The sequence below is a fragment of the Bradyrhizobium sp. BWA-3-5 genome (genome assembly GCF_032917985.1).
GTDB lineage: Bacteria > Pseudomonadota > Alphaproteobacteria > Rhizobiales > Xanthobacteraceae > Bradyrhizobium.
On record NZ_CP136626.1, the window covers coordinates 3,018,460 to 3,044,219 of the forward strand.

General features: G+C 63.2%; 23 protein-coding genes and 2 tRNA genes. 16 read left to right on the forward strand and 9 right to left on the reverse strand.

Features of this window, described 5'->3' with window-relative positions; translation table 11 throughout:
• The first annotated feature begins 80 nt into the window (after positions 1–80).
• Entirely contained in the window at positions 81–959 is an 879-nt protein-coding gene (locus RX331_RS14395) for a formylglycine-generating enzyme family protein (RefSeq protein ID WP_317258129.1), read from the forward strand.
• A 42-nt stretch (positions 960–1,001) separates the two neighbouring features.
• The gene (locus tag RX331_RS14400) at positions 1,002–2,510 is read left to right on the forward strand and encodes a SulP family inorganic anion transporter (protein ID WP_317257177.1); all 1,509 of its coding nucleotides are present in this window, start codon (positions 1,002–1,004) and stop codon (positions 2,508–2,510) included.
• A 244-nt stretch (positions 2,511–2,754) separates the two neighbouring features.
• Here RX331_RS14400 and RX331_RS38795 read toward each other — a convergent pair whose 3' ends face one another.
• Complete coding sequence (locus RX331_RS38795; protein WP_410708203.1) at positions 2,755–3,387, reverse strand: phasin family protein; 633 nt, start codon at positions 3,385–3,387, stop codon at positions 2,755–2,757.
• Between the two features lie 213 nt (positions 3,388–3,600).
• On the opposite strand from RX331_RS38795, the gene RX331_RS14410 reads away from it, so the two are divergent.
• The 3 genes from RX331_RS14410 (at position 3,601) to RX331_RS14420 (ending at position 6,939) form a co-directional block, all read left to right on the forward strand.
• Complete coding sequence (locus tag RX331_RS14410; RefSeq protein ID WP_317257178.1) at positions 3,601–3,798, forward strand: hypothetical protein; 198 nt, start codon at positions 3,601–3,603, stop codon at positions 3,796–3,798.
• Positions 3,799–4,116: 318 nt separating this feature from the next.
• Positions 4,117–5,247, forward strand: coding sequence for a glycosyltransferase family 2 protein (locus tag RX331_RS14415; RefSeq protein WP_317257179.1), 1,131 nt, complete (start codon positions 4,117–4,119; stop codon positions 5,245–5,247).
• A gap of 192 nt (positions 5,248–5,439) precedes the next feature.
• The gene (locus RX331_RS14420) at positions 5,440–6,939 is read left to right on the forward strand and encodes a glycosyltransferase family 39 protein (protein ID WP_317257180.1); all 1,500 of its coding nucleotides are present in this window, start codon (positions 5,440–5,442) and stop codon (positions 6,937–6,939) included.
• A gap of 14 nt (positions 6,940–6,953) precedes the next feature.
• On the opposite strand, the gene RX331_RS14425 is transcribed toward RX331_RS14420, so the two are convergent.
• Both RX331_RS14425 and RX331_RS14430 read right to left on the reverse strand, forming a co-directional pair.
• A complete protein-coding gene (locus RX331_RS14425) occupies positions 6,954–8,849 on the reverse strand; it encodes an adenylate/guanylate cyclase domain-containing protein (protein ID WP_317257181.1) in 1,896 nt (631 codons plus the stop codon).
• Positions 8,850–8,865: 16 nt separating this feature from the next.
• Complete coding sequence (locus RX331_RS14430; protein WP_317257182.1) at positions 8,866–9,396, reverse strand: FecR domain-containing protein; 531 nt, start codon at positions 9,394–9,396, stop codon at positions 8,866–8,868.
• 278 nt (positions 9,397–9,674) lie between these two features.
• On the opposite strand from RX331_RS14430, the gene RX331_RS14435 reads away from it, so the two are divergent.
• The 8 genes from RX331_RS14435 (at position 9,675) to RX331_RS14470 (ending at position 16,668) form a co-directional block, all read left to right on the forward strand.
• Positions 9,675–10,370 (forward strand): DUF899 family protein, encoded by a 696-nt coding sequence (locus tag RX331_RS14435; protein ID WP_317257183.1) that lies wholly within the window; start codon positions 9,675–9,677, stop codon positions 10,368–10,370.
• Between the two features lie 145 nt (positions 10,371–10,515).
• Complete coding sequence (locus RX331_RS14440) at positions 10,516–11,268, forward strand: RtcB family protein (RefSeq protein WP_317257184.1); 753 nt, start codon at positions 10,516–10,518, stop codon at positions 11,266–11,268.
• Between the two features lie 82 nt (positions 11,269–11,350).
• Positions 11,351–11,731, forward strand: coding sequence for an RtcB family protein (locus RX331_RS14445; RefSeq protein ID WP_317257185.1), 381 nt, complete (start codon positions 11,351–11,353; stop codon positions 11,729–11,731).
• A gap of 263 nt (positions 11,732–11,994) precedes the next feature.
• Positions 11,995–13,137, forward strand: coding sequence for a DUF2778 domain-containing protein (locus RX331_RS14450; RefSeq protein ID WP_317257186.1), 1,143 nt, complete (start codon positions 11,995–11,997; stop codon positions 13,135–13,137).
• Between the two features lie 94 nt (positions 13,138–13,231).
• Positions 13,232–14,728 carry an AMP nucleosidase gene (locus RX331_RS14455; RefSeq protein ID WP_410708204.1) on the forward strand — a complete coding sequence of 499 codons (1,497 nt, stop codon included), beginning with the start codon at positions 13,232–13,234 and terminating at the stop codon, positions 14,726–14,728.
• Positions 14,729–15,034: 306 nt separating this feature from the next.
• Positions 15,035–15,106 (forward strand) — tRNA-OTHER (locus RX331_RS14460).
• 4 nt (positions 15,107–15,110) lie between these two features.
• A tRNA-His gene (locus RX331_RS14465) sits at positions 15,111–15,175 on the forward strand.
• A 359-nt stretch (positions 15,176–15,534) separates the two neighbouring features.
• Positions 15,535–16,668, forward strand: coding sequence for a slipin family protein (locus RX331_RS14470; protein WP_410708278.1), 1,134 nt, complete (start codon positions 15,535–15,537; stop codon positions 16,666–16,668).
• Positions 16,669–16,828: 160 nt separating this feature from the next.
• Here the strand turns inward: RX331_RS14470 and RX331_RS14475 are convergent, their stop codons facing one another.
• Complete coding sequence (locus RX331_RS14475; RefSeq protein ID WP_317257188.1) at positions 16,829–18,109, reverse strand: serine hydrolase domain-containing protein; 1,281 nt, start codon at positions 18,107–18,109, stop codon at positions 16,829–16,831.
• Between the two features lie 576 nt (positions 18,110–18,685).
• Here RX331_RS14475 and RX331_RS14480 point away from each other — a divergent pair.
• Positions 18,686–19,429 (forward strand): Crp/Fnr family transcriptional regulator, encoded by a 744-nt coding sequence (locus tag RX331_RS14480; protein WP_317257189.1) that lies wholly within the window; start codon positions 18,686–18,688, stop codon positions 19,427–19,429.
• 51 nt (positions 19,430–19,480) lie between these two features.
• Here the strand turns inward: RX331_RS14480 and RX331_RS14485 are convergent, their stop codons facing one another.
• From RX331_RS14485 to groES, 4 genes are all read right to left on the reverse strand, one after another.
• A complete protein-coding gene (locus tag RX331_RS14485; protein WP_317257190.1) occupies positions 19,481–19,693 on the reverse strand; it encodes a hypothetical protein in 213 nt (70 codons plus the stop codon).
• Positions 19,694–19,885: 192 nt separating this feature from the next.
• Positions 19,886–20,362 carry a phasin family protein gene (locus RX331_RS14490; protein WP_317257191.1) on the reverse strand — a complete coding sequence of 159 codons (477 nt, stop codon included), beginning with the start codon at positions 20,360–20,362 and terminating at the stop codon, positions 19,886–19,888.
• A gap of 441 nt (positions 20,363–20,803) precedes the next feature.
• Complete coding sequence (gene groL, locus RX331_RS14495; RefSeq protein ID WP_317257192.1) at positions 20,804–22,447, reverse strand: chaperonin GroEL; 1,644 nt, start codon at positions 22,445–22,447, stop codon at positions 20,804–20,806.
• A gap of 91 nt (positions 22,448–22,538) precedes the next feature.
• Positions 22,539–22,853 (reverse strand): co-chaperone GroES, encoded by a 315-nt coding sequence (gene groES / locus RX331_RS14500; RefSeq protein WP_317257193.1) that lies wholly within the window; start codon positions 22,851–22,853, stop codon positions 22,539–22,541.
• Between the two features lie 381 nt (positions 22,854–23,234).
• On the opposite strand from groES, the gene RX331_RS14505 reads away from it, so the two are divergent.
• Together RX331_RS14505 and RX331_RS14510 are read left to right on the forward strand one after the other, a co-directional pair.
• The gene (locus tag RX331_RS14505) at positions 23,235–23,522 is read left to right on the forward strand and encodes an usg protein (RefSeq protein ID WP_317257194.1); all 288 of its coding nucleotides are present in this window, start codon (positions 23,235–23,237) and stop codon (positions 23,520–23,522) included.
• Positions 23,523–23,719: 197 nt separating this feature from the next.
• The gene (locus tag RX331_RS14510) at positions 23,720–24,259 is read left to right on the forward strand and encodes a cupin domain-containing protein (protein ID WP_317257195.1); all 540 of its coding nucleotides are present in this window, start codon (positions 23,720–23,722) and stop codon (positions 24,257–24,259) included.
• A gap of 125 nt (positions 24,260–24,384) precedes the next feature.
• Here the strand turns inward: RX331_RS14510 and RX331_RS14515 are convergent, their stop codons facing one another.
• Positions 24,385–25,635 carry a NupC/NupG family nucleoside CNT transporter gene (locus tag RX331_RS14515; protein WP_317257196.1) on the reverse strand — a complete coding sequence of 417 codons (1,251 nt, stop codon included), beginning with the start codon at positions 25,633–25,635 and terminating at the stop codon, positions 24,385–24,387.
• Positions 25,636–25,760 lie beyond the last annotated feature (125 nt).

Genomic DNA, 25,760 nt, shown 5'->3' on the forward strand with positions numbered 1-25,760 from the left:
ATCGCCGGGGAGAGAGCTGCTGCGCTCTCTCCGGCAAGGCCAAGGCGGGCCATGCGCCCGAAGCGGTCAAGCCGGAATTCATGAACTGGATTCCGGGCGGAAACTTCCTGATGGGCTCCAACAGCTTCTATCGGGAGGAACGCCCGGTTCGTCCGGCCTTCGTCGAAGGCTTCTGGATGGACATCCATCCCGTCACCAATGCCGAGTTCAGGAAATTCGTCGAGGCGACGGGCTACGTCACCTATTCCGAACGTGCGCCGGATGCAGCGATGTATCCGGACGCGGACCCGGCGTTGCTGGTGCCGGGCTCGCTGGTGTTCATCAAACCGGATGGCCCGGTCAGCCTGCGTAACAATCTCGCCTGGTGGGAGTACCGGCCAGGCGCGGACTGGCGGCATCCGGAGGGACCTGCGAGTTCGATCGCCGGCCGCGACGATCATCCCGTCGTGCATGTCGCCTATGAGGACGCGCTCGCCTACGCGACATGGCGCGGCAAGGAATTGCCGACCGAGGCCGAATGGGAATTTGCCGCGCGCGGCGGCCTCGAAGGCAAGGCCTATCCATGGGGCGACGCCGCCAATCCAGAAGGGCGGTTTCTCGCCAATACCTGGCAGGGCCGTTTCCCCCACGAAAACCTCGCCGAGGACGGATATGAGGGGACCTCGCCGGTCGATGCGTTTCCGGCCAACGGCTACGGCCTGTTCGACATGGTCGGCAATGTCTGGGAATGGACGACTAGCCTCTATGACGCGGCGCCCGACCAGCCGCCACAATCCTGCTGCCACCCGAATGCCGGCGACGACCGCTCGACGCGCCGCGTGGTGAAGGGCGGCTCGCATCTTTGTGCCCCCAATTACTGCCTGCGCTACCGGCCGTCGGCCCGGCAGGGCGAAACGGTCGACTCCTCAACCTGCCACATCGGCTTCCGCTGCATCCTGCGCAAACCGCCCGGCGCGTGAATTCCGCCGAACGGGACTGAACCGCCAACATTCTGGAATATCATGCAAGTCGCCAGCCCCGCTGCACCACAATCCGACTTCGAAGACACACCTTCGATCCTTTCGGTACTCCGCGCGCCAAATCTGGTTGTTCGCGAATCGCTCGCCGGTATCATCACGGCGCTGGCGCTGATTCCGGAGGTGATTTCGTTCTCCTTCGTCTCGGGCGTCGATCCCAAAGTGGCATTGGTAGCTTCTATCGTGTTGTGTCTCGTGATGTCCGTGCTCGGCGGCAGGCCCGCCATGGTGACCGCCGCCGCCGGCTCGATCGCACTGGTGATCGGGCCGATGGTGAAGGTGCACGGCGTCGGCTACATCCTGCCAACGATTTTGCTGGCAGGCGTCATCCAGATCGCCTTCGGCGTTGCCGGGCTGGCGCGGCTGATGCGCTTCATCCCGCGTTCGGTGATGATCGGCTTCGTCAATGCGCTCGGCATTTTGATCTTCGCTGCGCAATTGCCGCATGTCTTCAACGTGCCCTGGCTCGTCTATCCCTTGTTCGCACTGACGATCGCGATCGTGCTGGTGATGCCTCGCGTGACGACCGCCGTGCCGGCGCCGCTGGTCGCCATCATCGTGGTGACCGCGATCGTGATCATGGGGCATCTGGCCGTCCCCAATGTCGGCGGCGAGGGCGCTATGGCGCCGGGGCTGCCCGGAATCACCGCATTCGCGGTCCCGCTCGACCTCAACACGTTGCGCATCATCTGGCCGACCGCGATCAGCGTTGCCTTTGTCGGCCTGCTCGAGACGCTCTTGACTGCCAAGCTGGTCGACGATCTCACCGACACGCGCTCGCACAAGGGCAAGGAATCCTGGGCGCTTGGTGTCGCCAATATCGCCGCCGGCTTCTATGGCGGCATCGGCGGCTGTGCGATGATCGCGCAGACCGTGGTCAACGTGAAGATCGGGCAGGGCCGTACCCGCATATCGACCGCGGTCGCCGCCATCGTGCTGCTGGTGCTGGTGACGGGCTTGAGCGATTTAATGGCGCAGATCCCGATGGTGGCGCTCGCCGCCGTCATGATGATCGCCGCGCTCAAGACCATCGACTGGCACAGCCTCAGCCTGGCGACCTTCAAGCGCATGCCCATACCGGAAACCACGGTCATGGTGATGACGGTCATCGTTACCGTTGTCACCGGCAACCTCGCGGTCGGCATCGCGATTGGCGTGCTGCTGGCGATGGTGCTGTTCGCGCGGCGCGTCGCCCATGTCATCCGCGCCGAGCGCGCCGTGAGCGCGGACGGCGCATCGGTGCGCTACAGCGTCCATGGGCCGCTGTTCTTCGGAAGCAGCAATGACCTGGTGGAGCGGTTCTCCTATGGCGAGGATCCCAAGCGGGTCCTGATCGATCTGACCCACTCCCAGATCTGGGACGCATCGAGCGTGGCGGCGCTCGATTCGATCGAGAACAAGTATCGCGAGCATGGCGCGACCGTCACTTTCACCGGGCTAGATCAGCGCAGCTCTTCGTTTCACCAGCGGCTCACCGGCCAGCTTGGCGCGTGAATTGCAGCGTTGCAGGACGGAAGGATCAATCGATGACCATCATGCACTGGATATCGACTATCACCCGGGCGATCATGCGGGCCTGGGCCGGGCGCTACCGGCCGGAGCGGCATTACATGCGCGGCGCTGGACCTGCCTCGAAGCGAAGCCAGCGCCAAGCGTCGCAGGCATGATTGCCAAAAAAAAAGAGGCTCCGGAAAACCGGAGCCTCTGATCTCGTGGCCTTGCCAAACCGGCCGGGATCTCAGCGCTTGCCCTGCGTTGGCGGTGCCTTGCCCGCGAGTCTCTTGAAGGGATCGAGGGTCTGCTTTGCAAGCCGGGTGTGGAGTTCGCAGATCTTCTGCGACTCGGCGACCGAGGTCTCGTAGGCTCGTTTCACGAATTCAGTCTGAACCGTCATCGCCTTGTCGAGCGAGCGCGCGCCGCTGAGCTGTTCGACGAACGAGCCGAACTCCTCGAAGGATTTTCGGGTGTAGTCGCGGTAGGCATTCGCGATCGTCTGCAGGCTCACCGGCGCAGGCTCGGCTGACGCAGATGCGGCCGGCGCGCGCTCGGCTGACGAGGGCTCGGCGTCCGAGGGGGCCGAAGCAGCGGGGGCAGGCTCGGGCTCGGGCGCGGCGCGGACCGCTTCGACCCGCTCGGCGGTGACAGCTTCGGCCGGCTCGGCAACGAGCGGCGCCTGATCCGTCGGCGGGCTTTCGACGACAGATTGCTCCGGCTGCGGTTGCAGGCTCAGGTCCGGGCTTTGTGGCTCGACAGGTTCCGGGGTCTGCAACTCGACCGGTGCCGGGTTCTGGCGGGCGTCCGGCTTCTTCTTGCCTTTGCCCTTGCGCCGCCCGGATTTGCCGGCCGCTTTGGTGTCATCTGTCGTCGACATTGCTTTCCCCTATTCCCTATCAAATTAAAGGTCGAGACTCCGCCATGTTTGCGCTGGAATCGCGGTTCTTGCTTGTCGCTTGCGCGGCACTCGCGTGGTGAGATTTTGAACGCCGGCATTTACCCGCCGATTTTACCGCCGATTCACACTGGGACTATTCCTCGCCGCGGTTTTTCCGTGATAACAGTTCCCGGTCAAGTAGGGATAAAGGGTATGAATTCGCAATCAGTCGCTGGTCTGTTGGGAGCCATCGTCGCGTCGATTGTGATGGTGGTGGCAATCGCTTACGGGCCGATCGGCCAGTATGGAAAGCCCGCCAAGCCGGCCAGCCTCCAGCAAGCCGCGCCAGCGCAGCCGGTTCCCGCGGCACCAGCCCCGCGCGGGCCGGTGATTCGCGAGGTGCCGAATTAGCCGGCCCTCTTGCGGAATGCGCGGGGCGTTCCTATCTAGCTTTTAACGGCGACGTTGACGCGTAAAAAGCTCCGGCGCTGGGACGACCATGAATAGCCGGGCTGCGCCGGATGTACGCGCGCCTCTGTTCGTGGTCGTTGGCATTTTCAGAGCATTTTCAAGCAACGCAGGCGCCCGGATCCGATTCTGGGACGGGCACTGATTCGCCGCCGCCGTACAGCTGCCGGATCGATTTCGCCCCGTTTTTCACCGTCTGGTCACCTCGTTCTTGAGGCTCGCCTTGGCATGTCAACCGGCTGCAGATATACGCTGCCGGTCATGAATCAAGCCATCAAACCGGGCCTTGAGGCCCCGTCGCAGGCCGGTTTGCCTGAGCTGTCGGTCGTTGTCCCGACCTTCAACGAGCGTGACAACGTCACCGTGCTGTACCGGCGGCTGGAGGCGACGCTGGCCGGCATCGCCTGGGAAGTGGTCTTTGTCGACGACAATTCCCCTGATGGCACGTGGGATGTGGTGCGCGGGCTGGCCCGGAAGGATTCCCGCGTCCGCTGCATCCGAAGGATCGGACGGCGTGGGCTGTCGGGGGCCTGCATCGAAGGCATTTTGGCCTCCAGCGCGCCCTATGCGGCGGTGATTGATGCCGACCTGCAGCATGACGAGACACAGTTGCCGAAAATGGTTGCGCTGCTGCGCAGCGGCGAGGCCCAACTCGTGGTCGGCAGCCGGTACATCGAGGGCGGCAGCGCCGACAGTTTCAACAAGCAGCGGGCAGGGGCCAGCCAGCTTGCGACCGAGGTCGCCAAGCGCGCGCTGAAGGTCGAGATCGCCGATCCCATGAGCGGCTTCTTCATGATCCGGCGCGACCGTTTCGAGCAACTGGCGCCGCAGCTCTCGACGCAGGGCTTCAAGATCCTGCTCGACGTCATCGCAACCGCGCAAGGCAAGCTCAAGACCGTCGAAATTCCCTACACCTTCGGCTCGCGCCAGCACGGCGAGAGCAAGCTCGATTCCATGGTGGCGCTGGACTTCCTCGGCCTGGTGCTCGCCAAGCTGACGCACGACGTGGTGTCGCTGCGCTTCCTGTTGTTCGCGATGGTCGGCGGCACTGGCCTTGTGGTGCATCTGGTGGCGCTGTTCATCGCCCATGAAATCTTCAGGGCCCCGTTTGCCGAGGCGCAGGCCGCCGGCGCGCTGGTCGCCATGACCAGCAATTTCATCCTGAACAATTTCCTGACCTATCGCGACCAGCGGCTGAAGGGATTTGCGATCCTGCGCGGCTTGTTGCTGTTCTATCTGGTTTGCGGCGTCGGTCTCCTCGCCAATGTCGGCGTCGCCTTCGCGGTCTTCGACCAGGAGCCGATCTGGTGGCTCGCCGGGCTTGCCGGCGCCCTGATGGGCGTGGTTTGGAATTACGCGATGTCAGGCCTGTTCGTCTGGCGCAAGCGATAGCCCGTGGCGCTTTCAAGCGAAGGTTCGGGTGAGGGATGATGGGATGAGGCGCGCGCCTTCCATTCCGCTGTCGTCGCCCGGCTTGACCGGGCGATCCAGTACGCCGCGGCCGTTCGATCTGATCACAGTCTTCCCGGCGTACTGGATCCCCGCTTTCGGGGGGATGACATGTGAGGGTGAGAAGGCTTCAAAATGACCTCGAACGAGGCGCGGGTAGCCCTTAATACGAGTCTGGCAATCCTTGCGCTCGTGGCGCTGCGCCTGATCGCAGCCTGGTTCACCCCGATCACCTTCGACGAAGCCTATTACTGGATGTGGTCGAAGCATCTGGCCGGCGGCTACTACGATCATCCGCCGATGGTCGCCGTCGTGATCCGGTTCGGCACCATGATCGCCGGCGATACCGAGTTCGGGGTGCGGCTGGTATCGATCCTGCTGGCGCTGCCGATGAGCTGGGCGATCTATCAGTCCGCCGCCATTCTGTTCGGCAGCCGCCGCGTCGCGGCCTCGTCGGCGATCCTGCTCAACATCACGCTGATGGCTGCGGTCGGCACCATGATCGTGACGCCGGATGCGCCGCTCCTGGTCGCTTCCAGCCTGCTTTTGTTTTCGCTCGCCAAGGTGCTGCAGAGCGGCCGGGGCGTGTGGTGGCTTGCGGTCGGCGCCGCCGCCGGCTGCGCGCTATTGTCGAAATACACCGCGCTGTTCTTCGGACCCGCCATCCTGATCTGGCTGATCGCGGTCCCCAAGCTGCGGCATTGGCTGATCTCGCCCTGGCTCTATCTCGGCGGGCTCGTCGCGCTGCTGTTGTTTGCGCCGGTCATTCTCTGGAATGCCGATCATCATTGGGTTTCCTTCATCAAGCAGATGGGGCGGGCGCGGATCGAGGAATTCCGCCCGATCTACATTGCCGAACTGATCCCAACGCAGATCGCCTTTGCGACGCCGCTGGTCTGGATGCTCGGCACGATGGGGCTCTATGCGCTGCTCCGCCGCCGCGCCGGTGCGCTGCCGGCGCGGGCGCTTGTGAATACGATGTTCTGGATCATCGTCGCCTATTTCATCTGGCATTCGCTGCATGCCCGCGTCGAGGCCAACTGGTTCGCGCCGGTCTATCCGGCGTTTGCGATCGCCGCGGCGGTTGCGGCGCATCTGGTGCAATGGGAGCCGCGCTGGCAGCGCGTGGCCGATTTCTGCCGGCGCTGGGCGGCACCTGGCGGCATCGTAATGTTCGTGGCTTTGGTCGTGCAGGCCGACACCGGGCTGCTGTCGGACTATCGCCGCGACGCCACCGTGCGCAGCATCGGCATCGGCTGGCGCGAAACGGCCGCCGCGATCGAGGCGGTGAGGGCGCGAACAGGCGCGACCTGCGTGCTGGCTTCGGATTACGGCACCACCGGCTGGCTCGCCTTCCATTTGCCGAAGGGCACATGCGTCGCGCAGCAGAGCCAGCGCATCCGCTGGGTCAACATGCCCGAGCCTGACGCGGCGCAGCTTGCCGGCCCACTCCTGTATGTGCGCGAGGTTTTCCCGGGCGCGGATGAGATGAGTGGCGCGTTCGCAAGCGTCGAGAAGATCGGCGAGGTCGAGCGCAGGCGCGGCCCGCTCGTGATCGAGACCTATGCGCTGCATCTTCTGCGCGGGCCGAAGGGCGACGTGTTCGATCGCACGTCGCCGCCGGAAATGCAGTAGGCGGCAGAGCCGGTTCACTCGGCAGCGTTGGATCGCGTGTGCTGGTTGACCGTCGGATGTTCGTTCCGCCACAGCCAGACCGCGAGCGAGCCGGATCTGCCGCGAATCTGCGCCTCGACGGGGCCGGTCAGGCTGCCGGTCTTCAGCCGCGCGCCGATGCGTTCGGCCGCGCTGCGAAGCGTATCGCTCAGCGCCAGCCGGACATCATGTCGCGCCGCCACTTCCATCAGCCGGCTCGCCACGTTCACGGTGTCGCCGGTCGCGGTGATGTGCTGGTGGTTGCGGCCGCCGAGGCGGGAGGCGACGATCGGCCCGAAATGCGCACCGATCTTGAAGCCGATGCGGGGCGAGATTTGCGGCGGCAACGCCGCAATCCAGCGTTCGGTCTTGACGCAGAGCGCGATCGAACATTGCGCGGCGCGCGCCGCATCATCTGCCGCTGCCGCCGGCAGGCCGAACAGGATCATGGCGCCGTCGCCGAGGAAGCTCGTGATGACGCCGCCGCATCGTATCACTTCCTTGTCCACCAGGGCGTGAAACTCCTGCAGCAGTCCGCGCGTGGCGTCGGGATCGAGCGTTTCGCTGAGCGAGGTAAAGCCGGACAGATCGACGAACACGACGGCGGCGTTCTGCCTGACCGGCGCCAGCAGGAAATCGGGGTCGCGCGTCAGCCATTGCTGCAGGCCCGGCGTATGGAATTGCTCGAGCAGCCTGTTTTGTGCGGCCAGGTGCTGCGCGCTGCGCCGGCCCGACCAGAGCTGGATGCCGCCGAACAGCATCAGCGGCGGCGCGGCGGCGGCGATGGTCGTTGCGGCGTTGAACCACAGGCCGTGCGCAAAGGCGATCGCATTTGCGGCCGCCCATGCCAGCAGCACCGCGCTCACCGCGAACAGACCGACGGCATTTCGCCGCCAGGCCAATAGTCCGACCAGCAGCATCGGCAGCAGGATCGTCGTCACGGCTTCGATGATGCGAACCAGGCGGTCGCGCACGACGCCGTCAGCCGCCAGCAGATGCGTGATCGCTGTTGCGATGATTTCCACGCCCGGCATCAGCGAGTCGAACGGCGTCGGAAAAAAGTCGCCGGCGCCGGTCGCGGTGGCGCCGAGGACGACGATCTTGCCTTGAATGGCTTCCTTGTCGACGTGGCCGTCGATCAGGTTTGCAGCGCTGATCGTGCGAATGGTGTGGCGCGGACCGTAATAGGAAATCGGCAGCGCATAGTCGGCAGCCGTCGCGATCGGCCGGTCGCCGAATCTGAGGCGGTCGGGCTCGATCGTCAGTTTCTCGCCGATCGCGATCGAGGCGACGCGGAGCGGAAACGACAATTCGATGTTTTCGCGCGTCCGGAATAGCATCGGTACCGACAATGGCGTGCCGGTCTGGCCCGTCGCCACATTGGCGATGCCGACTTCCGCGCGTTCGGTAAAGGCCGGCAGCGGCAGCAGGAAGCGGCTGGCCTTCGGCAGGCCGGCCAGCGGCCCGTCGCTCTCTGCCGGCGGTTGGACGGTGTTCGGGAATACGGCCGCCGCCGCGAGCACGGTCGGGCCGGCCGCGAAAGATTTCGCCAGCGCCGCATCGCCTTCGGCGGGACCCTTGTCGATCAGCAGCAAGTCGACGGCAATGACCTTCGGCTCCAGCCGTGCGATCGCCTCGACGATCCCGGCGATCTCTGCGCGCGGCAGCGGGTAGGCGCCGGCGAGCTTGACGATGCTGTCGTCAATCGCAACGACGGTGACGAGGTCCGGCGGCGTCTTCACGCCGCGCATCAATGTTCGCACGTCGGTCAGTGCCGTTTCGAGCCGGTCGAGAAAACGCAAATAGCCGTTCGAATGGCCGAGCCATATCGCGCCCGCCCATAATCCCGTGCAGAGCAACGCAACCAGAATATGAAGACGTCGGTGGCTCATTCGCGTCGTTTCTTTTCTATTGTCCTAATCTTGCCATCAGTGCCGCAACGCGCGCCGCGCCCCAGCGTTTGACGACCAGATCGCCTGAGGTCTCGACGTCGACGCCTTCGCCGGGGCCGAGCACGACACTGCCGCGGCCGGCTGAGCGCGCGACGCTCACGCGGCCGTCGACGACGAAGACGGATGTTTTTCCGCTCTCGGCATCGACAGCCCATTTGGTGCCGCGCACCGCGGCAATCGCCTGCGGCGTCGTCACATTGAACCGCGCGCGGCCCGGCTTTTTCGGCACCTCGAGCAACAGGGCCTTGCTGCTGAGCTCGACGGAATCGACATGGCCGTCGCGGTTGCGGTCCCTGAGCTCGAACTTAGCACCGCTCTCGGCCACGATTGTGATAGCTGCTTCACACCGCAGGGTTTGGGTTCCCTGTGCCGTCGGCGTGGACGTGCAGCCTGATATTGCCGGCTGCGCCGCCGCAGCCCCGGCGAGCAGCAGCAGCAGGGTGCCCGCGAAGGCAATGGATCCGGCGCGTGCCAGCGTTATTCTCATGGCAGCTCCCCTGGGTACGGACGAATACAGCGAAGAAGGGCGTGATACGGCACCGTATCACGCACCATTCTCCAGCGCAAAGCCAATGGCCGGCGTTAATGTGTCTGCGGGCAGCGATTAAGGTTCGGCGATGGCTGCAATGCGAGAAAGCAGGCCCAAACATTGCCAAAACAGCGTGAAGCCGCGGGTTTAACACCGGATTTTTACCCGCCGCTGCTGTCGGCGAAGCCGGGGTTGAAACGTCTTCCAATCATCCAAACGCAACAGGAGACGTTCCCATGCCCGGTTCCACCCTGAAGCCCGCCGCCGAACTCGCACGCGCAAACGCCGTGCGCTTTCCCAACGAGAGCGCCGAGTATCGCCACGCCCGCGAGCAGCTGCTGACGGAAGAGATCGAGCTGCGCCGTCACATCGAACGCGTCGCCGCATTGCGCCGCGCGCTGCCGCCGGGCGGCGCGGTGACGAAGAATTATGAATTCGAAGGCGAGGGCGGCAAGGCGACGTTGTCGGACCTGTTCGGCAACAAGCAGACGCTGGTAATCTACAGTTACATGTTCGGTCCGCAGCGCGAGCAGCCATGCCCGATGTGCACGTCCTTCATGAGCACTTGGCAAGGAAAGTTGCCCGACCTTGAGCAGCGCATCGCCTTCGTCTTCGTGGCGCGCTCGCCCATCGCGCGGCTCATCGAGGCGAAGAAGGCGCGCGGCTGGACGCAGCACCGGATCTATTCGGATATGTTGGGCGACTACACGCGCGACTATGTCAGCGCGGCGGATGCCGACGTGCCGGGCTACAATGTGTTCACGCGGCACGATGGCACCACTCGGCATTTCTGGTCGGGCGAAATGGGAGCATCGACCGCCGATCCAGGACAGGACCCGCGCGGTGCGCCCGATTTCGATCCGCTATGGACCATCCTCGACACCACGCCGGAAGGGCGCGGCAAGGATTGGTATCCGCGCCTGAACTACTAGCGCCGGCAACCCGTGGAGGCTCATAATCGCAGATTGTTCATCCCTGCCAGCAAACCCGACCGTCCCAATGTTGCGACTGACATGGGACGAACCGAAAGTTCCGAACGGACTTCGGTGTATCGTGTTGCTTGTGAAGGAGAACGAGATGCGATCCGATCACTACCAGGAGCGCGCCCGGGCTTTGGCCGTTGAGGCTGGGCTCAACCCTGACGCCAAGATCGACCGTCCCGGCCAGCGGTCGATGCCGACTTGGTGCCTGTTTCGCGATGCCGCGCGTAAGGAAAAGCTTGCACGCGATGCGGAGGCGGTTGCCGGCGACATCGCCAGCAAGCCGCAGGCGGCGCAATACCAGAACAGCCCGCTGAAGATTTTTGGCACGCACGAGGACGCAACGATTGCGCAGATGCGCAACTGCATGTCGGTCGGCAATGCGGTTGCCGGCGTGATTTGCGCGGACGGCCATCTCGGCTATGCCCAGCCGGTCGGCCGCGTGATTGCCTATGAGAAGCAGATCAGCATCTCCGGCGTTGGCTACGACATCGGCTGCGGCAACATGGCCGTGCGCCTCGATACAACGTTTAACCAGATCGAAAACAACGTCAGTACCATCATCAAGGACGTGCACAACGTGATCTCGTTCGGCGTGGGCCGCAGCAATGACGAGCGCGTCGAGCATGCGCTGTTCGACGACGCCGACGCATGCCGCGAATCCGACATGAACGCCTATCGGCAGAAGGCGGTCTCGCAGCTCGGCACCGTCGGGTCGGGCAACCACTATGTCGACCTGCTCCGCGACGAGGAGGGCTTTGTCTGGATCGGCGTCCACTTCGGCAGCCGCGGCCTCGGCCACACCAGCGCGACCCGCTACCTCAAGGCGCGGGCGGCAAGGACGGCATGAACGTGCCGCCGGCCGTGATCGGCGAGGACAGCGAGATCGGGCGGCGCTACATCGCGGCGATGCATGGGCCAAGGATCTGTGGGTGGTGCGCAAGGGCGCCACGCCGGCATTTCCCGGCCAGCGCGGCTTCATCGGCGGATCGATGGGCGACGACGCCGTGATCGTCGAAGGCGTCGACAGCGAGGAAGCGAAAGCTTCGCTCTATTCGACCGTGCACGGCGCCGGCCGTTTGTTCGGCCGCAAGGAGGCCAAGCGTCGGTTCACGCGGGCCGAGATGGACGCGTGGCTGCAATGGCACGGCGTCACGCTCGTAGGGGCCGACCTCGACGAAAGCCCGATGGCCTATCGCCGGCTGCCGGAGGTGTTGGCTGAACACGCCGGTTCGATCCGGGTGCAGCACACGCTGCGGCCGTTCGCGGTGGCGATGGCCGGCGAAAACGAATTCGACCCGTTCAAGGATTGAGGCCGAACTTGGTCCGATATGGGACATCCGGCGTAACTCGACGCCGGATAGCCCTGATCGCGCCCATTTTCCGGAGTATTGCGGGGATAATTTCCCCAATAGTTCCAGCTATTTGAACCCGCCTTAGTTCCGCCCGCGTTTAAGCCTGATTTAACTAAAATTCGCCTTAATGACGCTCTGTGCCTCTGCGAGATGCTGCATGGGACCCGTCGGGACGCGGCATCAAAGGGGGACTTGGTGGAATTGTTCTGGGCGTTGTGTGAATGAGTAAGCGTACGCGTGCGTTCGGCCCTGCGGCCCACAACCGCAGGAAATCCTCTCGTAAAGCTATTCCCCAATATTTCCTCGGCGGTGTCGCGGTCAGCGGCCTCGTGCTGGGTTGCGCCTGGACCGTTTACACCAACGTGATCGGCGCCAGCATCTATCCGTCGGTGAGCAGCGCCGCCTATGAGGCGCCCGCCGCCAGCAACACTACGACGATCGCCGCCCGCACGGTGCAGCCGGCCTTCAACGAAATATTCGCCTCGCTCGAGCAGCGCCCGCTGGTGATGCCGGCGCCGGAGAACGTCGCGAGCTCGCTGATGTTCAACGAGAGATTCGCTGCCGCAGCCGCGCAAGGCGAGCCGTCGCGCGCTGGCGAAGCAAGACCCGTCGAAACGACGAAACTGGCCGAAGCATCGCCGCCGGCTGCAGCGCCGAAGGCCGTCGAGGCGCCCAAGCGCGCGGAAACGCCGAAGCCGAAAACTGCGGCGCCCGCGACTCAGCTCGCGCTCAATGTACCGGCCGCGGCCCCGCAGGAGCCGGCGAAACCGTCCGGCAACTCCTTCCGCGACATGGCGCAACGCGCCAAGGCGGCGGTCATGTCGATCGGCTCGAGCGATAGAACGAACATGGTCGAGAAGCTGTGGGGCAAGCAGCCGGCGAACTCGCTGCTCGCCTATGCCTCGGCCGACGCCAGCGTCACCGGCAGCATCATCGATACGCGCAGCCAGAATCCGATGCTCGGCGGCTCGCCGCCCTATGATCGGCAGACCGCGGTCTACGACATTTCCGCGAAGATGGTCTATCTGCCCGACGGCACAAGGCTGGAGGCGCATTCCGGCCTCGGCTCCAGGATGGACGACGTTCGCTCCGCGCATGTGCGGATGCAGGGCGTGACGCCGCCGCACATCTACGAACTGAAGCCGCGCGAAGCGCTGTTTCACGGCGTGCCGGCGCTGCGGCTGACGCCGATCGGCGGCCAGGACAAGATCTTCAACCGCGACGGACTGCTCGCCCACACCTACATGCTCGGGCCGAGCGGACAATCCAACGGCTGCGTCTCCTTCAAGGACTATTACGCCTTCCTCGACGCCTACAAGAACAAGGGTATCCGCCGCCTCGCGGTGCTGGCGAAGGTCCAGTAAGGGCAGACGTCTCTGGCACGAGAGGCGATTGTGGTTATATTTGTTGATCCAGAGTGAGTCTTTCGCGCTGGCAACCAATCTGGCGGGAAACGACATGTGTTCCGCAATGCTCGTCGAAACTCCACCGCACATCGCGAGCGAAGCCTTCGTCGATGCCGGCGCGGCCGTTGCCCGGATCGAAGAGATCTATGAGCGCAACACCCGCTTCCTTCGCGACCGGTTCGAAGCCTATGTCAATGGCGGGACGTTCGCGACGCGGGTGCGCGCCTGCTATCCGTTCGTGCGGATGACGACCGCGACCCATGCGCGGCTCGATTCGCGCCTCGCTTACGGCTTTGTCGCGGGGCCAGGAATGCACGAGACCAGCGTGACGCGCCCGGATATTTTCCGCACCTACCTCACCGAGCAGATCGAGCTCTTGGTGAAGAACCACGGCGTGCCGGTCGAAATCGGCGAGTCGAACGAACCTATTCCGATTCATTTCGCCTATCGGCGCGACATCAACATCGAGGCGGCGTTGACGATTGCCGATAGCTCGGCCTTTACGCGAACGCTGCGCGACGTGTTCGATACGCCCGACCTTGGCGCGATGGACGATGCGATCGTCGACGGCACGTTCGAGCTGCCCCCCGGCGCACCCGAACCGCTGTCGCTGTTTCGTGCGGCGCGGGTCGATTACTCGCTGCGCCGGCTTTATCACTACACCGGCACCGATCCCGAGCATTTCCAGAATTTCGTGATCTTCACGAACTACCAGTTCTATGTCGATGCCTTCGTGCAGCTGTGCCAGCAACGGCTCGCATCGGGCGACGTCGGCCCCGAGGCGTTTGTTGCACCCGGCAATACCATCACGCGCAATGCGCGGCTTGGCGGCGGCACGACCGGGACGGCGCTCGAGCGTAGCCCCCAGATGCCTGCCTTTCATCTCGTCGAGCCCGGCTATCGCGGCATCACCCTGATCAACATCGGCACCGGTCCGTCCAATGCGCGCAACGTCACCGACCACGTCGCGGTGCTGCGGTCACATGCCTGGCTGATGGTGGGGCATTGCGCCGGCCTTCGGAATACGCAGCGGCTCGGCGACTACGTGCTCGCGCATGGCTACGTCCGCGAGGATCACGTGCTTGATCACGAGCTGCCGCTCTGGGTCCCGATCCCGGCGCTCGCCGAGATGCAGGTGGCGCTCGAGGAGGCGGTCGGCGAGGTCACCGGGCTGACCGGCTTCGAGCTCAAGCGGGTGATGCGCACCGGGACGGTCGCAAGCGTCGACAACAGAAATTGGGAAATCAGCGGCCCGTCGGTCATCAGGCGGTTGTCGCAATCGCGCGCTGTCGCGCTCGACATGGAGTCCGCGGCGATCGCCGCCAACGGTTATCGCTTCCGCGTGCCCTACGGCACATTGCTGTGCGTCTCCGACAAGCCGCTGCATGGCGAGATCAAGCTCGCCGGCATGGCCAGCGAATTCTACCGCCGGCGTGTCGGCCAGCATCTGGAGATCGGCCTGAAGGCGCTCGAACGGCTCAAGCACCAGGAATCCGAACGGCTTCATTCGCGCAAGCTCAGAAGTTTTGCGGAAGTCGCATTTCAGTAGGCGACTTTCAAGTACGTGGCGCGTAGGGTGGGCAAAGCGAAAGCGTGCCCACCATTTGGAAGCGCCCGCCGATGGAATGGTGGGCACGTCGCTTGCGCTCCTTTGCCCACCCAACGAAGTTCGTTAACGCTGTGATGCTGTCTATATAGCGTATCTTCGATCATGAAAAAAATTGCCCGGTGCTCTTGCAATCTCGCGCTGGTTCCTTTATGTCCGCGCTCCTTCGCTTTGGCCATCGGTTCGGGCTCGTTGTGATCCCGACTGGCGCGGGCCGGTCTTCGGTTTCGTGTTCCGCCGGGTGAAGACGCGATAGTAGCTCAGCGGCAGAGCGTCGGGGTGACCCGAAGGTCGCCGGTTCGATTCCGGTCTATCACACCACAAGGGATAGCTCAGTTGGTAGAGCAGATGAATGTGAATCATCCTGTCACGGGTTCGAATCCCGTTCCAGCGCTCCGTTTCAGCCTGATAAGCTGATACCTCTGAAGGGGACCGGACGCGCGCTTCAGTCGCAGTCCGGCCGCATCGCCGAAAGGCTTTTCGTCCGAACTTAAGACACTGTGAGACCGGCTTTGCGCCGCGGTGGATACCGCTTGCGTTGATGCCGGGTGGCAACGTGTTGGCAGCGCGGCGCAGGTCGTGCGATCGACCGCGTGCGCCCGTCATCGCACAAGCTCAAACCCGGCCCGCCGAGCTTTCAGGAAGCGTCGTCCGCGTCCTCACGTCCTTTGCAAAACGAAACCCGCACTTCGACCCCTTCAGGGCCGGAGCGCAAACCATGGAGGCGTGCCGTGACCTGGCATTTGCTGATGAAGACGCTGACGGTGAAGGATGGCGAGCGCGCGTTGCTGACGCGTAACGGCAGGCTCGAGCGCGTGCTCGAACCTGGCCGTCACCTTCTGTTCGATTTGCGGCGCCAGTTGGCGGCGGAGATCTTCAACGTCGTGCGTACCGAATTCCCCGCGGAGCGTTACGCGGTGCTGAAGGCCGCGCAGCCTGATCTCGCTGCCGAGCTGTTCGAGGCGGTGGAGACGAAGGCGAACGAGATCGCCATCGTCAGCCTCGACGGCCGTCCCGTGCACCTGATGACGCCCTGGCAGGCGCGCGTCTATTGGAAGGTTGCGACCTCTGTTGATGTCGAGCGCATCGATGTGAGCCGCGATCCCAGGGTGACCGAGCGTCATCTGGCGATGATCGAGCGCAACCGTCCGACCATCGTGACGGAGGCGGTGGTCGAGAACCACGAAGCCGGTCTGCTCTATGTCGAGGGCCGGCTGGTAGAGCGGCTCGCGCCCGGACGGCACGCGTTCTGGATCGCCGGCCGCAAGATCGAGGTCAAGCGCCTCGATCTGCGTCCGCAGGCGGTCGAGATCACCGCGCAGGAAATGCTGACCAAGGATCGCATCGCGCTGCGCGTGACCCTGACGGCATTCCGCCGGATCGTCGATCCCGAGCGGGTGGTCGCTGCGGTGCCCGACGTGGATGCGTGGCTGTACCGCCTGGTGCAGTTCGCGATCCGCGAGGCGGTCGCCGGCCGCACGCTCGACGAGGTGCTGTCGGCAAAGGCGGCGCTCGACGCGGAGCTGCGCGACTACGTGCGTGAGCGCGTGGCCGACAGCGGCGTGGAGGTCACGGAGCTCGGCGTCAAGGACGTGATCCTGCCCGGCGAGATCCGCGAGCTCGTCAACAAGGTGGTGGAGGCGGAGCGGGTCGCCAAGGCGAACCTGATCCGCCGTCAGGAAGAGACTGCGGCGACGCGTTCGCTCCTGAACACCGCCAAGCTGATGGAGGAAAACCCGCTGCTGCTGCGGCTCAAGGAGCTGGAGTCGCTGGAGCGGCTGGTCGAGAAGGTCGGCCGGATCGACCTGCATGCAGGCGACGGGCAGGGCCTCGACGCGCTGCTCAGCAAGCTGGTCCGCATCAAGTCGGCCGAGAACGCATGAGACGAGGGGTCGCCCACGGGCGGCCCTTCACTTTTATGTTTCGGCGTGGGTATGGATTCCGGGCTCGCACCAGGAGGCGCGCCCCGTAATGACGAGAGAGGGACTCTCCAAAACAAAAAACCCGCCAGCGCTACCGGGTTCGCGCTTACACCGTCGCTTTTTACTTCTCGCTCTTGCTCGAAATCATTGCGCCATAGACCATCGCGCGCAATTCGGCGTGATAGGCGGTGCGGACCGAGGGGCCTTGCACGAAGACGAGGCCGATCAGGTCTTCCTTGGGATCGAGGAAGTAGCGCGGGCCCGTGATGCCGCCCCAGAACAGGTCGCCGACGCTTCCCTGGAAGGGCGCGCCGCCGGCGCTGACCCTGACCGGATTGACGAGGCTCCAGGAATAACCGTCGCCTGGATGTGCAAAGCCGCGCATCGTGCCGATCTGATCGCTCAGCGCCCATCGCACGGTCATCGGGGAGAGCAGGCGAGTGCCATCGAGCGTTCCGCTGTTGGCGAGCATCTGCAGCAGGCGAAAATAGTCGGTGGTTGTGGACGCCATTCCGGCGCCGCCGGAAAACCGCTTGGGCGGCCGTGTCACGTCGAGCCAGTCGAACACCCATTGGTCCGGATCGGTCGACAAGGGCCGCGCATAGCGCGGCACGTCCTCGTCTTTGACCAAGAAACTGGTCTCGCCCATCCCAAGGGGATCGAGCACCAGCTCCTTCAGCGCGACGTCGAGCGGTTTCTTGGTGATGCGTTCGACAATGTGGCCGAGCAGATCGGTCGCAATCGAATACTCGAACGACGAGCCCGGCGCGAACGCCAGCGGCAACGTGGCGAGCTTCTGCAGCATCTCGTCGGCCGTCATGTTGTCGACGCGATCGATGCCGAGCTCCTTGTACTTGGCGCGCAGCGGATTGGACGGGAAAAAGGAATAGGTGAAGCCGGCGCGGTGCGTCATCAGATCGTGCACCGTCGGCTGGCGCGCGGGCGCCACCAGCTCGGTGGTCGCGGTGCCGCCAGCGTCTTTCTTCTCGACGGAGACTTTGAGATCCTTCAGCTCGGGAAGATAGGTCGCGATCGGCGCCATCACGGAGAGCTGGTTCTTCTCGAACAGGCGGAGCGCGGCGACGGTCGTGATCAGCTTGGTCGAGGAGGCGATCGGATGGATCGAATCGCGCTGCATCGGGACATTCTTGTCCTTGTCCGCCCATCCCACAGCCTCGTGAAGGATGACTTGTCCGTCGCGCGCGATCAGGACTACCGCGCCCGGAATCCTTCCCTTGTCGACGTCCTCCTTCAGCCAGGTCACGACGGCTTTCAGCTTCGCGGGATCGAAGCCCGCCCGTGACGCGGATGTCTCGATCGCGACATCGCGTGCGAAGGAGGGGACGGGTGCCGCGAGCGCGGTGGCCGTCGCCAACAGGAATGCCAAAGCGATGTTGCGCATGATTGCTTCTCCCCCGTTTCTGAAGCCTGCTTTCAGGGCCGACCCGCGCGGGACCGGCGGCTTCCTTTATTGGTCCAAGTTAAGCTAATTGGTACGGTATCGCACCAAATGAATTCGCAAAACGGTATCGCAAGCGCGGTGAATCGCTCGAAGAAAAAGGGGTGATCATCCGAAGGGCCGATATCGCTCACAGTCCTCGGCGGATCTTGAAGTCGCGCGGCGGGACATGCATCTACGCCGCGATTATCAAAAGCTCCGTTGAACCGCAAAGCAGATGCTGAGATCCAGAGCCATTGCTGCCTGCCGAATTTGGAACCAGACTTCACGGACTGTTACCGTATTACCCATGCGCATTTGCGGGTTGCGTCCAGTGATCCATTTGCATCTAACTTGCTTAGGCTCTGGAGCAGAAAGTCTGCCGCGCAGCCGGGCGTTTGGAATTGCCAGCGTGTCAGCGTGTTGTGTGAGTAGAGAGCAAATTTAATCGATGTTGAGACGATCGTTTCGCGTTTCTCCGAATGGAGGGCGCCATAGACGTGTCACTGCGGGTATGTCGCAGTGACGCCTCGCGGCGGAATGGGCAATCGCCTTCTCGCAGCATTGCCTGCACCGGATCTCGGTCTGCTAGAACCCGATCTTGAGGTGATCGCGCTTAATCAGGACAAGGTCGTTTCGCGGGCGGGTGACGATATCGACTATGTCCTCTTCCCCCACAGCGGTGCCATCACGTTGATGATCGACATGGCGGACGGCCACACGGTTGCCACCGCGGCAATTGGACGTGAGGGAGCCGTCGGCCTGCTTTCGGTGCTGGGGCCATCACCTTCGGCGGTTACGGCTGTCGTTCGCGCCGCCGGCACGGCCTTCCGGATTCCTGCATCGCGGTTTTTCGGCGCCTTCAACCGAAGTCCGGCGATCAGGCGCATGGTTCAAACTCACATCAAAGCGCTGTTGATACAGTTCCAGCTCGGTCTGGCCTGCAATGCGCTACACCCGGTCGAAGCCCGCATGGCGCGCTGGCTGCTTCAGCTGCGCGATCGCGTCGACCATGATGCGCTCCCGCTCACCCAGCACGCGCTGTCGCAAATGCTCGGTGTGCGGCGCACGACCGTGACGCTCGTGATGCGGAATCTGCGCGCGCTGGGCGCGATCAGGTCCGATCGGCGAGGCATGATCGAGATCAATCGGGGGCGGCTGGCGGCGGCGGCTTGCGAATGTCACAACGCCATGCGTCTCGAGGTAGAGGAGATATTCTCGTCGAATTCGGCTCAATCTCGCGCCACCGTTCTGCCTGAAGTCAAACCGCGCGATGCGATATGAAGGCGTTTCGCACGACCTCCATCGCGATGATCATCCGATCAGCCTGAATAACTACGCGGTGGCGCTCGCGCGACGATGCTGAACCCGGTTGGCGGGCTCCTCGACCCAGGCTTCGCGCGCAAACCACGGGTGATCGGTATGACAGATCACGCAACGGGTGCGCGAGAAGAATACCGGGCGGCGGCCGAAGCTTTCACGATCAGTCCTGATACCGGTGGGAATCGCATGTCCGGTTTGGGGACATTTGACCATCACCATACCCATGTCGCTCTCCCTGCGATCGCTTTAGATTGTCGAAAAGCACCGGCCGGTTGGATTGCCTTGTCGGTGCGGCTTTACTTTGGGGGGCATCGCGCACCTCGTTCGGTCGAGCAGGGGTGGTGGGGCTCATGCTCGCCGGGCTGTTCCAACCGGCCGGATCCTCGAATGTCCTTGGACGTGAATTGAGCGGGCTCTCTAGCCTGTCTGGTGGAAAACCTTGTTGAAGTGCTTCCTGATCGGTTCACCCGTTTCGGTCGCAAGCTTCTGTGCAAGTGCCCACAATTCTCTGTTCTGATCGGAAGCAGCGACGAAGGCCTTGCGCGTTTGCTCCGCAGACAAGGCGACAACATCGGTCGCCGACTTGCTGCCGCAGAGATCGATCATGAAATCCAGCGTAGAGGCGGCATTGGCGCTTGAAAGTTCAAACACTTTCAGCCCGTAGTCGGTCGCGCTCCTGGCGTTGCCCGAATAGGTCTGGCACAGCGTTTCCGTCATCTCCTCTGAGGCGGCCTTGATCTTCTCGAAGCCTTCCCGTGTGCGGGCGAGGACCTGCTCGCTGCCGGCGATGCCGGGCAGCGCCATCTTGGAGAAGTCCGGCAGCGGCATTCCGAAGAGATTGTTCCCGTTTGCTTTGGTTCCGTTGGCGGTTGCTTTCATTTCGCTTTCACTCACGCAACATTACTCCTTCCGGGCGAAAGCATTCTCCGCGACGCTCGCTTGCGTCACGGAGCTCACGCTCCGTGTTCGATCAGATTTTTGGATGAGCTTTGATTTAGCCCCTTACCCGATACGACTTTGGGCCAAGAGCAACGAAACGTCGGTTCGAATTCCGACTCTCGCCAAAAGTTTTTTTGAGATTGTCAACACAAACGATCGTATATTTACGCCGCGCTGTGCATAAGAGGGATATCTCGAGCGGAAGCAAATCTTTTCTTCAGCGTAGCGTTGCAACGCCAGCGTCGGCATTCGCCGTGTTGTGACAAACATTTACATCGTTGTTTCCAAACAAAAACCCCGGCATCGCTGCCGGGGTTTTGCATTTTGTGGGGCGACATCCCGGTTCGACGGTGCACCGCTTTCGCGCCGCACCGCGTCCGGGACGACTTCGTCGCCTTAGAAGTCCATGCCGCCCATGCCGCCACCGGGGGGCATGCCCCCGCCGGCCGGAGCGTTCTTCTTCGGCAGTTCGGCGATCATGGCTTCGGTGGTGATCAGGAGAGCCGCGACCGAGGACGCGTTCTGGATCGCGGTGCGGACCACCTTGGTCGGGTCGATGATGCCCTTGGAGACCAGGTTGCCGTACTCACCGGTCTGCGAGTCGAAGCCGTAGTTGTACTGGTCCTTCTCGAGGATCTTGCCGACGATGACGGAGCCGTCTTCACCGGCGTTGACCGCGATCTGGCGGGCCGGCGCGGACAGCGCCTTGCGCACGATCTCGACGCCGGTCTTCTGGTCGTCGTTGGCGGTCTTGATGCGCTTGAGCTGCTCGGAGGCGCGGAGCAGGGCGACGCCGCCGCCCGGCACGATGCCTTCTTCAACAGCCGCGCGGGTCGCATGCATCGCGTCATCCACGCGATCCTTGCGCTCCTTCACCTCGACTTCGGTCGCGCCGCCGACGCGGATCACCGCGACGCCGCCCGCGAGCTTGGCCAGACGCTCCTGCAGCTTCTCACGGTCGTAGTCCGAGGTGGTTTCCTCGATCTGCGCCTTGATCTGGGCAACGCGGGCCTCGATGTCGGCCTTCTTGCCAGCGCCGTTGACGATCGTGGTGTTTTCCTTGTCGATCATCACCTTCTTGGCGCGGCCGAGCATCTGCAGCGTGACGTTCTCGAGCTTGATGCCGAGATCTTCCGAGATCGCCTGGCCGCCGGTCAGGATCGCGATGTCCTGCAGCATGGCCTTGCGGCGATCGCCGAAGCCCGGAGCCTTGACGGCCGCGACCTTCAGGCCGCCACGCAGACGGTTGACGACGAGGGTGGCGAGCGCTTCGCCTTCGACGTCTTCGGCGACGATGACCAGCGGCTTGCCGGTCTGCACCACGGCTTCGAGCAGCGGCAGCAGCTCGTTCAGCGAGGAGAGCTTCTTCTCGTTGATCAGGATGTAGGCGTCTTCCATCTCAACGCGCATCTTGTCGGCGTTGGTGACGAAGTAGGGTGAGATGTAGCCGCGGTCGAACTGCATGCCCTCGACGACGTCGAGTTCGGTCTCGAGCGACTTGGCTTCTTCAACCGTGATGACGCCCTCGTTGCCGACCTTCTTCATGGCGTCGGCGAGGAACTTGCCGATTTCGGCGTCGCCGTTGGCCGAGATGGTGCCGACCTGGGCGATTTCCTCGTTCGAGGTGACCTTCTTGGAGTTCTTCTCGAGGTCGGCGACCACGGCTTCCACCGCCAGGTCGATACCGCGCTTCAGATCCATCGGGTTCATGCCGGCGGCAACCGACTTGGCGCCTTCACGGACGATCGCAGCCGCGAGCACGGTCGCGGTGGTGGTGCCGTCGCCAGCCGCGTCAGCGGATTTCGAGGCGACTTCGCGCACCATCTGGGCGCCCATGTTCTCGAACTTGTCGTCGAGCTCGATCTCCTTGGCGACGGTGACGCCGTCCTTGGTGATGCGGGGAGCGCCGAACGACTTGTCGAGGACGACGTTGCGGCCCTTCGGACCGAGCGTGACCTTCACGGCATTGGCGAGGATGTCGACGCCGCGCAGCATGCGGTCGCGGGCATCGACGCCGAATTTGACTTCTTTGGCTGACATATTTGGTTTCCCTGAGTTGATCTTTGTTTCTCACCCTTGGAGGGGGGCGCCTTGCGGCGCTCCTCAGGGTGAGCGTTGCAGGCGAAAAGGCTTAGGCGGCCTTCTTCTTGGCGGCCGAAACGTCGAGCACGCCCATGATGTCGGACTCCTTCATGATCAGGAGCTCCTGGCCGTCGATCTTGACCTCGGTGCCCGACCATTTGCCGAACAGCACGCGGTCGCCGACCTTGAGGTCGATCGGGATCAGCTTGCCGGATTCGTCGCGGCCGCCGGGGCCGACGGCGACGACTTCGCCCTGGGAGGGCTTTTCCTTGGCAGTGTCCGGAATGATGATGCCGCCAGCGGTCTTCTCTTCTGCGTCGATGCGCTTGACCACGACGCGGTCGTGAAGCGGACGGAAGGTCATGCAGTCCTCCTAAACGTCTGTAAATGTTGTCGAATTCTAGATTGTTAGCAGTCCGCACCAGCGAGTGCCAGCACGGCTGCGGCAGATTTAGGCCAGACTTGTTTGGGGGACAAGGGCTTTTAGCAGAAAAATTAGCACTCAAATATCGGCTCTGCCAAAATTCCTGGGGCATGCTTAACGACCGGCCGGTCACCGTCCGATTCCCGTATTAGCACGTGCGCTAAGCTGCTGCTAACGCTGGAATTTTCAACACATCATTAAACATTTAGGCTTGTGATGGGTTGGTAGCGTGCGTCACAATTCTCTCATGTGAGCGCATCTTCGAGGGGTGGCTCGGTGCAGGGCCACCACGACATGCGCTCCAGAAATGGAGGTATTCGCATGGTCTCGCGGGTTGGTGTTGTTTCCGATGACTTCCGGAAACAGGTGCTGGGGTATGGGCTGACGACGGCGCAGATTCTTTATCGGATGCCGGATCACCCTTCATTGCTGCAGACCTATGTCTGGCAGAACTACGATCTCTTTCCGAAATTCCCGGCGCTGAAGGACTTCCTCGCTTTCTGGCAGGAAAAGCTTGATGGCCCGCTGTTTTCCGTGACCGTCGCCCATTCGAAGCTGATCAAGCCGACCGAACTGCGCGCGGTCGACGGGGTGTTTCAGCTGCATTGAGGCTTGCGCGGAAGTGTAGGGTGGGCAGAGCCACCGGGTCGCGCGAATGCGCGCTCGATGACAGGCTCCGCATGCCCACCATTGCCAATGTAATCGCGCTCTTGATGGTGGGCACGGCGCAAATGCGCCTTTGCCCACCCATGCAACCGAATTCGTGTTAGCCTCTCTCGACAACAATAAGGAAAAGGGAGGCACAAATGGCCAGGAAGAAAGTGACATCACGGCCCGCGGCACAGCCCGCCGTGAAGAAAAAATGGTCGGGTCACAAGACGGCGGCCAAATCCTCGACCCGCAAGACCATCAAATCCAAGGGACGGGTGTCGAAGGCGAGGCCGGCCAAGAAGGCGCGGCCGAAGCAGACCATCGCCATCAGCCATCACCGCGAAGAGGATTTTAAGGCGGACGGCCTGCGCACTTACGCAAAATACCGCGACCTCGGCATCAAGGACGCGACCCACGGCCTGGCGCAGGCCCATGTGATCCGCCTGCAGGGGCCCTGCAATCCGGCGGAAGTCTCCAAGCTGCATTACCACGACGTCGAATTCCAGATGGTCTACGTGCTCAAGGGCTGGGTGAAGACCTACATGGAAGGGCAGGGCGAGACGCTGATGAAAGAGGGCAGCGCCTGGACCCAGCCGCCGCGCATCAAGCACCTGATCATGGATTATTCCGACGATGTGGAACTGCTGGAAGTGATCCTGCCAGCGGATTTCAAGACGGTGGAATTGGCGGCTTGAGGCACAGTCGCTCGGGGAACGCCTAAAGGCATCTCCGCCGTCATTGCGAGGAGCGAAGCGACGAAGCATCCATCCATCCGTTACGCCGCGATACGGATTGCTTCGCTTCGCTCGCAATGACGGTCCTAAGTCAATACCCCCACCACCGCACCCATCAGGCACGTCGTGATCGTCCCCGACACGATCGACTTCAATCCAAGCGCATTGATTTCCTCGCGCCGCTCCGGCGCCATGGTGCCGAGGCCGCCGATCATGATGCCGAGGCTGGCGAAGTTGGCAAAGCCGCACATCGCATAGAGCATGATCAGCCGCGAGCGTGGATCGAGCGCCTCAGTGCCGAGTTTTGACAACTCGAGATAGGCGATCAGCTCGTTGAGCACGGTTTTGGTGCCCATCAGGCTGCCCGCGGTGATCGCTTGCGGCCAGGGCAAGCCCATCAGCCAGCAGACTGGCGCCATCAGATAGCCGAGCAGCCGCTGCAGCGAAATCCTGGCGCCGCCGATCTCGGGTAGCAGCCCGAGAATGGCATTGGCGAGATAGACTAGCGCCACCAGCACCAACAGCATCGCGACGATGTTGAGGAGCAGCTCGAGGCCTGCGGTGGTGCCCTTGACGATGGCGTCCATGGTCGAGGACGTCTGCATGTCGGGGTCTTCCAATGATCCGCCGGTGCGCTTGTCTGATGTCTCCGGCACCATGATCAGGCTGACCAGGATCGCCGCCGGTGCGCCCAGCACGGACGCAATGACGAAGTGCGCAGCAGCATCCGGAATCAGCGGCGCCAGGAAAGTGGCATAGAGCACCAGCACGGTGCCGGCGATGCCGGCCATGCCGCCAGTCATCACCAGAAACAATTCGCTGCGCGTGAGCTGCGCCAGATAGGGGCGGATGAACAGCGGCGCCTCGACCATGCCGAGAAAGATATTGGCCGACGTCGAGAGCCCGACCGCGCCGCCGACGCCGAGCGTGCGCTCCAACAGCCAGGCCATGCCGCGCACGATCGGCGGCAGCACGCGCCAATAAAACAGCAGCGTGGTCAGGACGCTCATGACCAGTACGATCGGCAATGCCTGGAACGCCAGCACAAAATCTGCGCCCGGCGCCTTGAGATCGAAGGGGGGCGCGCCGCCGCCGACATAGCCGAACACGAAGGAGGTGCCGGCGCGTGTCGCCGCCGAGATGGTGCCCACGGCATCGTTGATGGCGCCGAATGCCTTGGCCACCGGCGGCAATTTGAGCAGCACCAGTGCGGTGATGACGGTGGCGGCGAGGCCGATCGCCGCCTGCCGCAACGAGACCGCGCGGCGGTTTTCGCTGAGCGCCCACGCGATGGCCAATAGCGCCAGCACGCCAAACGCCGATTGCAGTTGCAGCATAGATCCCCCGAAGCCCCTGACGGGATTATGCCAGCGCCGCCGCGCTGTGAAAACCCGGTCCGTATCCCGGACGCGGTGCAGCGCCTCTTTGGCGCTGCGCCGCTGAGCCGGGACCCATTGTCAAC